The organism is Winogradskyella tangerina, assembly GCF_003260205.1.
In the GTDB taxonomy this organism is placed as follows: domain Bacteria; phylum Bacteroidota; class Bacteroidia; order Flavobacteriales; family Flavobacteriaceae; genus Winogradskyella; species Winogradskyella tangerina.
Map to the genome: position 1 here is coordinate 329,530 of NZ_QERF01000004.1, position 11,995 is coordinate 341,524.

An 11,995-nucleotide genomic window follows, 5' to 3' on the forward strand; every position below is an offset into this window, starting at 1 on the left:
CTAACTAAAAAACGATTTCAAATTGTATGGAATATTTAGAGTTTGAATTACCCATAAAAGAATTAGAAGATCAGCTTGAAAAGTGCCAAATTATTGGCGAAGAAAGTGATGTTGATGTAACAGAAACTTGCAAGCAAATCGAGAAAAAACTCGCAGAAACAAAGAAGGATATATACAAAAATCTTACAGCTTGGCAACGTGTTCAGTTGTCGCGCCATCCTAATAGACCATATACACTAGATCATATTCAGGCACTTTGCGGTGATTCTTTTTTAGAATTACACGGTGACAGAAATGTGAAAGACGATAAAGCAATGATTGGAGGCCTTGGTAAGATAGGTGATCAAACCTATATGTTTATCGGTCAACAAAAAGGATATAATACGAAGACAAGACAATACCGTAACTTCGGAATGTCTAATCCTGAAGGTTATCGCAAGGCCTTAAGATTAATGAAGTCTGCCGAGAAATTTGGTATTCCAGTAGTCACATTGATCGACACTCCAGGTGCATACCCCGGCTTGGAAGCTGAAGAACGCGGACAAGGTGAAGCTATTGCAAGAAATATTCTTGAAATGACACGATTAAAAGTACCAATCATCACTGTAATTATTGGTGAAGGTGCTTCAGGAGGTGCTTTAGGGATAGGTGTAGGAGATAGAGTTTTAATGCTAGAAAACACATGGTATTCAGTGATCTCTCCAGAATCTTGTTCTTCCATTTTATGGAGAAGCTGGGAATATAAAGAGCAAGCTGCAGAAGCCTTAAAGTTAACAGCCAAAGACATGAAGCGCATGAAGCTAGTTGATCAAATCGTTAAAGAACCGTTAGGTGGAGCTCATACAGATCGAGAAAAAACATTTTTAGCGGTTAAGGATGCTATTGTAAAATCTTACGAAGATTTAAAAAACTTATCACCAACAGATTTAGTAACCCAGCGTATGGATAAATATGCTCAGATGGGGGTATTTAAAGACTAAATCCACTAGATATAAGCGAACTAAAAAAACCGAAGTTATGGCTTCGGTTTTTTTTACGGTTATTAACACTAAAAGTTAGTTATTAACAGTTATATTGTTAAAGACCTGTTGAGATTGAACAGGTGCAATGATGCCGTTCATCGATACTATTTAGTTACATTTGTTACTTATGAAACAACCCAATCCAGTACAAGGCTACAAAGTCGATAAAAGCACCCTCATTAGTTTAGAGAAGGGTAAAATACCTCCTCAAGCACTTGATTTAGAGGAAGTTGTACTCGGGGCAATGATGATTGATAAGAAAGGGGTTGATGAGGTTATTGATATTTTAAGTCCAGATGCTTTTTACCTAGAAAAGCACAAATTCATTTTTGAGGCTATTTTCAAATTATTTGAAAACAGTGAGCCTATTGACTTATTAACGGTTTCTAGCCAATTAAAGAAAGATGAAAAGCTCGATGTCATAGGTGGTGATTTTTACCTCATTTCTTTAACGCAACGCGTGTCGTCATCGGCGCATATTGAGTTTCATGCCAGAATTATTCTTCAAAAGTATATTCAGCGAAGTTTAATCAAAATTTCAAACGAAATAATTGAGGAAGCTTACGATGAAACCAAGGATGTTTTCGACCTTCTAGATAATGCAGAAGCCAAATTGTACGAAGTAACTCAAGGTAACGTCAAGAAATCTACTGAGACTGCGCAAAGTTTGGTAATTCAGGCTAAAAAGAAGATTGAAGAAATTTCAAACAAGGAAGGCCTAAGTGGAATTCCGTCTGGTTTCGATAAACTCGATAAGTTAACATCTGGTTGGCAGCCTTCAGATTTGGTTATTGTTGCTGCACGTCCTGGTATGGGTAAAACTGCCATGACGCTTACCATGGCCAGAAATATTGCCGTAAATAGCAATATTCCGGTGGCGTTCTTTTCATTGGAAATGTCTTCGGTACAGTTGATTACGCGATTAATTTCAAGTGAAACTGGCTTATCTTCAGAAAAATTAAGAACTGGACGTCTAGAAAAACACGAATGGGAACAACTCAATGTGAAGGTGAAAACTCTTGAAAAAGCACCTTTGTTTATTGATGATACACCTTCACTTTCAATTTTCGATCTTAGAGCTAAAGCACGTCGATTAGCTTCGCAATATGGTATTAAACTGATCGTAATTGATTACTTACAATTAATGACAGCTGGCGGAAGTATGAAAGGAGGGAATCGTGAGCAAGAGATTTCTACGATTTCGCGTAACCTTAAGGCTCTAGCGAAAGAACTGAATGTGCCAGTTATAGCACTTTCTCAGTTATCGCGTGCTGTTGAAACACGTGGAGGAAGTAAGCGTCCATTACTATCAGATTTACGTGAATCTGGAGCCATTGAGCAAGATGCCGATATCGTATCTTTCATCTACAGACCAGAATATTATAAGATTGATGAATGGGATGACGAGGAGCGATCGCCAACAGAGGGACAGGCAGAATTCATCGTGGCAAAACATAGAAATGGTGGTTTAGAAAATATTAGATTGAAATTCATCGGTCACTTAGGTAAGTTCGATAATTTAGATGATTTTGATACACCGTTTGGTGAATTCCATTCTAAAATGAATGCTGCTGCCAACGACGATACCTTCAAGCCTGATTCTTTCCCTGACCCTTCTGACGCCTTTGATGCGCCAGCAGACGATGACGTACCATTTTAACAGCAATTTAAAGTTTTCAAACCTCTTTTTTGACGTATCTTTACAGTTCGCTATTTCAACGCAAATTGCCTCATGCTAGATCAAAGACGTACCACAAATATTTTATTGTTAATTATTGCAATTCCTTTAGTGTTTTATTTACTAAAGATCTTGTCCTTTATATTTATCCCGCTCATTTTCTCAATGTTCATTGCACTTTTATTTTTACCCTTAATGCGATGGTTAGGAAGAAGAAATGTGCCTAAATATATCAGTATTGTTATCGTTTTATTACTTGTAGCCGGTGGTTTGAAGTTGGGTATTGAACTAATTCAATTGTCGAGTAAGGAGATACTAGCTACAAAATCTGAATTTATTCCTAAGGCCGAAGTAAAACTAACTGATCTAAGACTTTATGTCTCTGAAAGCTTTGGGATAGAATTTGAACAGGACGCCAATTTGCTGACTTCCTTTTTTGAAAAGGAAAACTTAGGAACTACGATCGGTTATCTTCGAAAATTTATCACTATGCTTTTGATGACGGCATTTTTCGTTGTTCTATGGCTAGCTGAATCCATTAATGTTCACAAGCTATTAAATAACACGATCTTAAAACAAAAGCACACTTCTATAAAGGCTTTTATGAAAATTGAAAAAGACCTTATAAAATTTATCAAAGTGAAGGTTTTGGTTAGTGCGCTTACAGGATTATTCACAGGATTAATGTGTGTATTCTTCGATGTGAGCTTCCCAATATTCTGGGGTTTATTTGCTTTTGCGATCAATTTTGTGCAGATGGTAGGTTCATTCATTTCAGTAATATTACTTTCAATTTTCGCATTGGTCGAGTTAGACCCGTCGAGCACTTTATTATTCTTTATTCTCGCAATAACCTTAGTGCAGGTCGTATTTGGTGCAATTCTCGAACCAATTTTTATGGGTAAATCTTTCTCCATAAATATTATTGCAGTTCTTGTGATGTTAATGTTTTGGGGCTTTTTATGGGGCATTCCGGGATTAATTATGGCAATACCAATTACGGTTTTCATGAAAATTATTCTCGAGCAATTTCCTAGCACTAAGATTATTGCCAGCCTTTTATCGGGCAAGGAAACACAAATCGAAAAACTTTAATCAACTTCATTTTTTGACTCTGATTTTTAAGTATCTTTCTGCTTAAAATTTAGAGTATGGTACATGGTACACACAATGCTTTAGAAGATTCGCGTAATGACGAAATTTTAATTTCAGTTAATGATGAATTGTTCAAAAGAAATGAAGCTAAAATATCTGTTTTCGATAGTGGTTATTTGGTTGGTGACGGTGTTTGGGAAGCGTTACGCTTACATCACGGTGTGTTGGTATTTCTAGAGGATCATTTCAATCGTTTATGGCAATCGGCCAAAACCGTTGGTATGACCTTACCTTTTTCCAAAGAAGAATTAACGGATAAAGTATGGAATACCTTAAAAGCGAACGATATGCACGATGGTGTACATGTAAGAATCATGGTGACTAGAGGCATAAAAAAAACACCTTCTCAAGATCCAAGACTTACGATCTCAGGACCGAATGTGGTTATAATTCCAGAATTTAAAACAGCGTCTAAAGAATCGAAAGAAAAAGGCATCACTTTGTTTACAAGCACCATTAGACGAGGTTCGCCAGATTATTTAGATCCGAGGCTGAATTGCCATTCTAAACTTCACGAAGTTCAAGCATTAATTCAAGCTATTGAAGCTGGAGCAGATGAAGCTTTGATGTTAGATATACACGGTTTTGTTTCTACTTGCAATGCCACTAATTTCTTTATGATAAAGAATAATGAAGTGTGGACCTCTACAAGTAAATATTGCATGAATGGTATAACTAGGGCAAAAGTTATTGAAGTTTGCAAGGCGAATAATATCGTATGTCTTGAAAAGGACTTTTCGCTCTTTGATGTCTATGATGCCGACGAAGCCTTTGTAACAGGAACCTTCGGAGGACTAACACCTGTAACAAAAATAGACGGTCGAATTATAGGTGAAGGAACCTATGGGTCTATGACAAAGAAACTCAGTCATCTCTATGAATCACTAATTGAAGCACAGATACATCATGAATAAAGTAACACGAATTTGTTTGTGGTCTGGTCCACGCAATATCTCAACAGCCTTAATGTATTCTTTTGCTCAGCGTATGAATACGAAGGTTTATGATGAACCATTATACGCTTATTATTTAAGGCACCATCCTGAAGCTCATGCGTATCATCCAGGTGCAGATGATATTTTACAAACCATGGAAAATGATGGCAATAAGGTTGTAGCACATATGCTGAATAATACAGAAAAACCAGTATTGTTTTTCAAGCATATGACGCATCATTTATTGGGCTTAGATCGTGATTTTATGAAGGAAACGGTAAATGTCATTCTTACCCGTAATCCCAAAGATATGTTGCCTTCGTTTGATAAGGTAATTCAAAATCCGTCCATAGATGATGTGGGTTATGCACTACATGTTGAACTCATCGAATATTTTCAAACTAATGATATTCCGTTTACTGTTCTAGATGCTAAAAAGGTTTTAGACAACCCTGAAAGAAGTCTTCAAAAACTATGTGAATTTGCCGAAATAGCGTTTGATAAAAACATGTTGTCTTGGACGCCACAACGGCGTGAAGAAGACGGAATTTGGGCAAAATATTGGTACGCTAGTGTTCATAAATCTAGCGGATTTATAAAGTATCAACCTAAGGATGATCCTTTTCCAGAACACTTGAATGCACTATTAAAAACCTGCGAGCCACACTACAACAAACTGCTCGAATATGCCTTATAGCTCTTAAAAGAATTATAATTTATATCTATTCAGACTAAATTTTGAGTATATTTCGTTATAAATCTATGAACTTGAAAAGAATAGCCCTTATCATATTTGCTGTATTCCTAAGTGCAAATGCCTATGCATCTTACATCTTAATTCCTATGGATGCAGAAACCCAAGAGAATCATTTAAAAGCTTATGGTGTTACTTATTGGACTTTAGAGCGCGAGCTTAAAGTGAAGTGGTTGCTTAATTATCGTGGCGGTTCATTTTTATTACCAGATGCAGAAATTATTCAACGCGAATGCCAGATTAGAGGCGTTTCGTTTGAAGTGATCTCCGATGCTAAGGCTGAACAAATATTAGAAGAAATTAGCAGTCCGGCCGTCAACCAAGAGGCTGTAGTTTTAGAAAAAGCGCCTAAGATTGCAGTTTATACGCCCTACGGAAAGCAACCTTGGGATGACGCTGTTACTATGGTTTTGACCTATGCCGAAATTCCGTATGAAACGATTTATGACGAAGAAGTGTTGAAAGACGAATTGCTTTTATACGATTGGTTGCATTTACATCATGAAGATTTTACGGGTCAGTATGGTAAGTTTTACCGAAGCTACAGATCAGCAGCATGGTATATAGAAGAGAAGAAAGCAGCTGAAGAATTAGCTAAAAAGTTAGGTTATAGCAAAGTGTCTGATGCTAAATTAGATGTAGCTTTAAAGATCAGGGATTATGTTGTGGGTGGCGGATTTATGTTCGCCATGTGCTCTGCTACCGATAGTTTTGATATTGCCTTATCTGCTGAAGGTGTTGATATTTGCGAACCAATGTTTGATGGTGACGGTAGCGATCCTGGTTATCAAAACAAGATCGATTACTCCAAAACATTCGCCTTTAAAGATTACATTTTAGAGCGCAGTCCGAATGTCTATGAGTTTTCATCAATCGATATGACACAAAAGCGTCAAATTCCATTTAAGACTGACTACTTCTCATTGATGGAATATTCCGCGAAGTGGGATCCAATTCCAACGATGCTAACCCAAAATCACACCTCATTAGTTAAAGGGTTTATGGGGCAAACCACGTCTTTCACGAGAGATCAGATCAAATCTAATGTGTTGGTCATGGGGGAGAACAGAACGAATGGAGAGGCGAAGTACATTCATGGGATAAAGGGAAAGGGATTTTTTACCTTTTACGGAGGTCACGATCCTGAAGATTATACACATAGAGTAGGAGATCCAAAAACTGAATTAGATCTTCACCCTACATCGCCTGGCTATAGATTAATCTTAAATAACGTATTATTTCCTGCCGCTAAAAAGAAGAAACAGAAAACCTAATTACTTCATTAATGAGTAATAGAATTTTATCTTTTTTGCAATTATTTGTTACCTCTGTTGTCTTTTGGCTCTTAGCTTTTATCTTTTTTATGGCCATTAGATATAACGGCTTGGTTGAAGAATTGGCTATTTACACGGATGAAGATTTAGGCTTACCGATTTTTGCTTTTTATAAGTATGGTGTTATACTCGGATTACTTCTTGGAGTATGTTATGCCATCATTGAATATTTGTTTGATGAATTCTTGAGCAAAAAACTGATTCTAGGCGTCAGCGTAGTAGCAAAATCCCTTATATATCTCATATTGATAATTATTGTACTCAGTTTGCTTTCATTCAGAATTGAAGAGCAAATAGATATCGATTTACCTAACGAACGCGGCTGGTGGCGAACCGATCCATTTTTTTGGAATACAGTCATCTTTTTTGTAAGTGCCTCCATAGTCTTTTCACTTATTAGGATTGCCAACGACAAGTTTGGACGCGGTATGTTTTTGAATATACTCTTAGGAAAATATAGAAAGCCACGTGAAGAAGAGCGTATTTTAATGTTCCTAGATTTGAAAGATTCAACCAAAATCGCTGAGCAAATTGGTCATATTAAGTATAGTAAATTTATTCAGGAGTGTTTCAGAGATTTGAATAAGGTTTTGAATAAACACGATGCTGAAGTGTATCAGTATGTAGGTGATGAGGCCGTTGTAACCTGGACCACCAAAAAAGGGTTTAAGAAAGATAACTGTGTAAATTTATTTTTTGCTTTTCAAGAACAATTAAAAAAGCGACACCAATTTTATTTGTCCGAATTTGGTTTCGAACCAATTTTTAAGGCTGGCATTCATTTTGGGAAACTTATGATCGCTGAAGTCGGTACGATGAAAAAGGAGATAGCATATCATGGAGATGTTATAAATACTGCCTCAAGAATTCAGAGTTTGTGCAATTCATATGATTCTTCGCTATTAATATCAGAAACTATACTTAATAATTTGCGTACCAAGAGTTTGTTCAAAATAGATTCAAAAGGAATTATTAATTTAAAAGGGAAAGAAAAGTCTGTTGAGGTCTTTGGACTTTCAAAGTGAAATACCAATGAATAAAAACATATTTTGAATGCAGTTTTTTCAAAAAGAAATTCGATTAAGGTCATACAGAAGAGGTTTTCACCTAATTACGAGTCAGGTATTAGACGCCATTCCTGAAATTCGTCAAATCAACATTGGTCAATTGCAAGTTTTTATAAAACATACATCGGCTAGTTTAACTATTAACGAAAACGCTGATCCAACTGTCCGCGATGATTTTGAAAGTCACATGAATAAGATGGTGCCTGAAGACCAACCCTATTACAAACACACTTTTGAAGGATCCGACGATATGCCAGCGCATATTAAGGCTTCGCTAATGGGAACTTCGGTTCAGATACCCATTACTAACGGCCAACTAAACCTCGGAATTTGGCAAGGTATTTATCTTTGCGAGCATAGAGATCGCGCCTCTGGCCGACAACTTGTATTAACGGCTTTTGGAAATTGAAATAAAAAAATCCGACTCGTTAGAATCGGATTTTTCATTAAGCGAAATGTTGTTATAAATTTGGCTAAAAGCCCTTATTTAACTTTGTTAACTATTGCTTCAAAAGCTTCAGGGTGATTCATAGCTAAATCAGCAAGAACCTTACGATTCAATTCGATATTGTTAGCTTTTAATTTACCCATAAACTTTGAATAGCTCATTCCGTGCTGTCTTGCACCAGCGTTAATACGCATAATCCATAACGAACGGAATGTTCTTTTTTTGTTTCTACGGTCTCTGTACGAATATTGCATCGCTTTGTCAACCGCGTTTTTGGCTACTGTCCAAACGTTTTTACGTCTTCCCCAGTATCCTTTTGCTTGCTTAAGAACCTTTTTTCTTCTGGCTCTTTTTGCAACTGAATTTACTGATCTTGGCATGTTTTTAATTGTTTTTGTAGTAGGCGGTCAAATAGTATTTAGTTTTCAGTGAACAGTTTTCAGTAATTACTGTAAACTTCTTACTTATAACTTTATACTTTGTACTCTTATAGGCCTAACTCCAGGGTTTATAAATTAATTTAACCGGTTAAAAGCGTGTTACTTTAAACGCAACATCGTTTTAACATTGTCTTCGTCAGACTTATGTACTAACGTATCATGAGTCAACGCAAGCTTACGCTTTTTAGATTTTTTAGTCAATATATGACTCTTAAAAGCGTGCTTTCTTTTAATCTTACCAGTGCCAGTTAGTTTGAAACGTTTCTTAGCACTCGATTTTGTTTTCATTTTAGGCATTTTGTCCTAGTTTTAATTTACGTTTCGCTTATTATTTTCCACCGAAGCCGTGGCATAGGTGGGTTTTTTATTTCTTCTTTGGAGCGATGAACATAATCATTCGCTTTCCTTCGAGTTTTGGCATTTGTTCTACTTTACCATACTCTTCTAAATCCTGAGCAAGTCTTAATAACAAAATCTGACCTTGCTCCTTGAACACAATAGATCGTCCTTTAAAGAAAACAAATGCTTTCAATTTAGCACCATCTGTTAAGAATTTAATAGCGTGTTTCTTCTTGAATTCGTAATCATGATCGTCAGTTTGAGGACCAAAACGAATTTCTTTCACAACAACTTTAGACGCTTTTGATTTTAAAGCCTTCTCACGTTTCTTTTGTTCGTAAAGAAACTTCTTATAATCCATTATTTTACATACAGGAGGATTCGCATTTGGCGAAATTTCAACTAGATCCAAGCCTTGATCGTCGGCCATGGCCAGTGCTTTTTTTATAGGGTAAATCCCTACTTCAACGTTGTCTCCAACTACTCTGACTTCTTCTGATCTAATCTTATTATTTATGCGATGCTTATCTTCTTGAGCTTCGCGTCTGTTGTAATTCCTTCTGTTTCTACGTATTGCTATGGCTTATCTGGTTTTAATTAAACGTTATTTAAAAGTTTTTAAACTCTTACTTATTTTATCTTTTATTATTTCTACAAATTGTTCTACACCTATCGTACCAAGATCCTCACCACCATGCTGTCTCACAGAAATGGTTTGGTCTTTTTCTTCTTGCTCTCCGACAACAATAATATAAGGAAACTTCTGTAATTCCGCTTCACGGATTTTTTTACCTACCGTTTCATTTCTGTTGTCAGCGAGGGCGCGAATTTCGGCATTTTCTAGCAAATTTAAAACTTTTTCCGCGTATTTTTCATATTTCTCACTCACAGACAGAATAATAGCTTGCTCTGGCATTAACCAAAGTGGGAAGTTTCCACCAGTATGTTCTAACAATATAGCAACGAATCGTTCAAGGCTTCCAAAGGGTGCTCTATGGATCATTACCGGTCTGTGTAACTCATTATCACTACCCTTATACGTAAGGTCGAAACGCTCTGGTAAGTTGTAATCCACCTGAATGGTTCCTAATTGCCACTGACGGCCCAACGCATCCTTTACCATGAAGTCTAACTTCGGACCATAAAAGGCAGCTTCACCAGTTTCAACAACAAAGTTTAAACCTTTATCCTTTGCAGCATTTAGGATCGCTTGTTCGGCTTTATCCCAGTTTTCTTCACTACCTATATATTTATCCGGATTTTCAGGATCTCGTAATGAAACTTGAGCCGTAAAATCCTCAAACCCAAGAGAACCAAAGACATATAAGACAAGATCAATTACTTCTTTGAATTCTTCATCCAGCTGATCTGGCGTACAGAAGATATGAGCATCATCTTGCGTAAATCCTCGTACTCGTGTTAGTCCGTGAAGCTCTCCACTTTGCTCGTAGCGATATACTGTTCCAAATTCAGCGAAACGCTTAGGTAATTCTTTATATGAATAGGGTCTGGCATTATAAATTTCACAATGATGAGGACAATTCATTGGTTTCAATAAGAATTCCTCGCCTTCTGCAGGTGTATTTATTGGTTGAAAACTATCTTCACCATACTTAGCAAAATGACCTGATGTTACATACAGATCCTTATTACCTATATGTGGTGTTGCAACCATGTCATAACCGGCTTTCTTCTGTGCTGCTTTCAAGAAATTTTCAAGACGCTCTCGTAAAGCAGTCCCTTTAGGTAACCATAATGGTAAACCTTGGCCTACTTTCTGAGAAAATGTAAACAGTTCTAGTTCTTTACCTAGCTTTCTATGATCTCTTTTTTTAGCTTCTTCTAATAAGTGAAGGTATTCGGTAAGTTCTTTTTGCTTCGGAAAAGATATACCATAAACTCTAGTGAGCTGTTTTTCATTTTCATCACCTTTATAATAAGCACCAGCGACGCTCAAAATTTTCACAGCTTTGATAATGCTTGTATTTGGGATATGTCCACCACGACAGAGATCTGTAAATGTTGAATGGTCACAGAAAGTGATTTCACCATCCTCCAGACCTTCAATAAGGTCTACTTTATATTCATTCTTACCATTATAGTATGAAAGAGCCTCAGCTTTTGAAACTTCACGCATTTGGAAATCATGTTTTCCTCGTGCGATTTCAATCATTTTGTTTTCAATGGTCTTGAAGTCTTTTTCAGAAATCACATCCTCACCTAAATCCACATCATAATAAAAACCATTATCTATTGCCGGACCAACCCATAGCTTTACACCAGGATAAAGTTCTTCCAAGGCTTGAGCAAGAACATGTGCAGAGGAATGCCAAAAAGCTTTTTTACCAGCATCGTCTCTCCATGTATATAATGTAAGACTACCATCGGTGGTTAATGGAGTGGTGGTTTCAACAACGTTGTCATTGAATTTTGCTGAGATAACATTTCTTGCGAATCCCTCGCTAATATCTACAGCCACTTCATAAGGAGTTACGTCTTTATCGAAAGACCTAACCGAACCATCTGGTAGAGTAATATTGATCATTATATTAGTTATAAATTTTAGCCTACAAAGATATACCTATATATATAAAGGACAAAGTGAAGTTTTGAATAAAAATTTCACTTTATATAAGGCTGTAAATGAGCACAATAATTCCCTTTCAAAAACAAAGTAAAAAAAATGTTTGTTGAATTGGTAAAGGGTTATATATTTGCGCGCTCAAAACGGGTAGTGATATGTTGTTTTGGGGAGTTCTCATGGGGTGATGATTAGGAGGAGAAAAAAAATTAAAAAATAATTTTTAAAGATGTTGTGGGAAT

The 11,995-nt window shown here is 36.4% G+C and carries 12 protein-coding genes; 8 read left to right on the forward strand and 4 right to left on the reverse strand.

All coding sequences use genetic code 11. The features are described from left to right. Positions 1-26 precede the first annotated feature (26 nt). The 8 genes from DDY94_RS08755 (at position 27) to DDY94_RS08790 (ending at position 8,354) form a co-directional block, all read left to right on the forward strand. Positions 27-980: an acetyl-CoA carboxylase carboxyltransferase subunit alpha gene (locus DDY94_RS08755; RefSeq protein ID WP_111683720.1), complete on the forward strand. Its 954-nt coding sequence runs from the start codon at positions 27-29 to the stop codon at positions 978-980. Between the two features lie 169 nt (positions 981-1,149). Next, the gene (gene dnaB, locus DDY94_RS08760) at positions 1,150-2,682 is read left to right on the forward strand and encodes a replicative DNA helicase (protein WP_111683721.1); all 1,533 of its coding nucleotides are present in this window, start codon (positions 1,150-1,152) and stop codon (positions 2,680-2,682) included. A 72-nt stretch (positions 2,683-2,754) separates the two neighbouring features. Continuing rightward, positions 2,755-3,795 carry an AI-2E family transporter gene (locus tag DDY94_RS08765; RefSeq protein WP_111683722.1) on the forward strand — a complete coding sequence of 347 codons (1,041 nt, stop codon included), beginning with the start codon at positions 2,755-2,757 and terminating at the stop codon, positions 3,793-3,795. A 56-nt stretch (positions 3,796-3,851) separates the two neighbouring features. Continuing rightward, on the forward strand, positions 3,852-4,769 hold the full coding sequence (locus tag DDY94_RS08770; RefSeq protein ID WP_111683723.1) for an aminotransferase class IV: 918 nt from the start codon (positions 3,852-3,854) through the stop codon (positions 4,767-4,769). Beyond that, complete coding sequence (locus tag DDY94_RS08775; RefSeq protein ID WP_111683724.1) at positions 4,762-5,487, forward strand: sulfotransferase-like domain-containing protein; 726 nt, start codon at positions 4,762-4,764, stop codon at positions 5,485-5,487. Before DDY94_RS08770 ends, DDY94_RS08775 begins: the two co-directional genes overlap by 8 nt. A 146-nt stretch (positions 5,488-5,633) precedes the next feature. Further along, positions 5,634-6,818 carry an asparagine synthetase B gene (locus tag DDY94_RS08780; protein WP_111683745.1) on the forward strand — a complete coding sequence of 395 codons (1,185 nt, stop codon included), beginning with the start codon at positions 5,634-5,636 and terminating at the stop codon, positions 6,816-6,818. Between the two features lie 11 nt (positions 6,819-6,829). Further along, positions 6,830-7,903, forward strand: a complete 1,074-nt coding sequence (locus DDY94_RS08785) for an adenylate/guanylate cyclase domain-containing protein (protein WP_111683725.1) — start codon at positions 6,830-6,832, stop codon at positions 7,901-7,903. Between the two features lie 28 nt (positions 7,904-7,931). Further along, positions 7,932-8,354, forward strand: coding sequence for a secondary thiamine-phosphate synthase enzyme YjbQ (locus DDY94_RS08790; protein ID WP_111683726.1), 423 nt, complete (start codon positions 7,932-7,934; stop codon positions 8,352-8,354). Positions 8,355-8,428: 74 nt separating this feature from the next. On the opposite strand, the gene rplT is transcribed toward DDY94_RS08790, so the two are convergent. The 4 genes from rplT to thrS form a co-directional block, all read right to left on the reverse strand. Beyond that, on the reverse strand, positions 8,429-8,773 hold the full coding sequence (rplT, locus tag DDY94_RS08795; protein WP_111683727.1) for a 50S ribosomal protein L20: 345 nt from the start codon (positions 8,771-8,773) through the stop codon (positions 8,429-8,431). 159 nt (positions 8,774-8,932) lie between these two features. Beyond that, positions 8,933-9,130, reverse strand: coding sequence for a 50S ribosomal protein L35 (gene rpmI / locus DDY94_RS08800; RefSeq protein WP_102754533.1), 198 nt, complete (start codon positions 9,128-9,130; stop codon positions 8,933-8,935). A gap of 67 nt (positions 9,131-9,197) precedes the next feature. Then, a complete protein-coding gene (infC, locus tag DDY94_RS08805; RefSeq protein WP_111683728.1) occupies positions 9,198-9,746 on the reverse strand; it encodes a translation initiation factor IF-3 in 549 nt (182 codons plus the stop codon). Positions 9,747-9,776: 30 nt separating this feature from the next. After that, a complete protein-coding gene (gene thrS, locus DDY94_RS08810; protein ID WP_111683729.1) occupies positions 9,777-11,717 on the reverse strand; it encodes a threonine--tRNA ligase in 1,941 nt (646 codons plus the stop codon). Between the last annotated feature and the right edge of the window lie 278 nt (positions 11,718-11,995).

Coding starts and splice junctions, on each gene's coding strand:
- DDY94_RS08755 (WP_111683720.1), top strand. CDS start 27: ATGGAATATTTAGAGTTTGAATTACCCATAAAAGAATTAGAAGATCAG.
- dnaB (WP_111683721.1), top strand. CDS start 1,150: ATGAAACAACCCAATCCAGTACAAGGCTACAAAGTCGATAAAAGCACC.
- DDY94_RS08765 (WP_111683722.1), top strand. CDS start 2,755: ATGCTAGATCAAAGACGTACCACAAATATTTTATTGTTAATTATTGCA.
- DDY94_RS08770 (WP_111683723.1), top strand. CDS start 3,852: ATGGTACATGGTACACACAATGCTTTAGAAGATTCGCGTAATGACGAA.
- DDY94_RS08775 (WP_111683724.1), top strand. CDS start 4,762: ATGAATAAAGTAACACGAATTTGTTTGTGGTCTGGTCCACGCAATATC.
- DDY94_RS08780 (WP_111683745.1), top strand. CDS start 5,634: ATGGATGCAGAAACCCAAGAGAATCATTTAAAAGCTTATGGTGTTACT.
- DDY94_RS08785 (WP_111683725.1), top strand. CDS start 6,830: ATGAGTAATAGAATTTTATCTTTTTTGCAATTATTTGTTACCTCTGTT.
- DDY94_RS08790 (WP_111683726.1), top strand. CDS start 7,932: ATGCAGTTTTTTCAAAAAGAAATTCGATTAAGGTCATACAGAAGAGGT.
- rplT (WP_111683727.1), bottom strand. CDS start 8,773: ATGCCAAGATCAGTAAATTCAGTTGCAAAAAGAGCCAGAAGAAAAAAG.
- rpmI (WP_102754533.1), bottom strand. CDS start 9,130: ATGCCTAAAATGAAAACAAAATCGAGTGCTAAGAAACGTTTCAAACTA.
- thrS (WP_111683729.1), bottom strand. CDS start 11,717: ATGATCAATATTACTCTACCAGATGGTTCGGTTAGGTCTTTCGATAAA.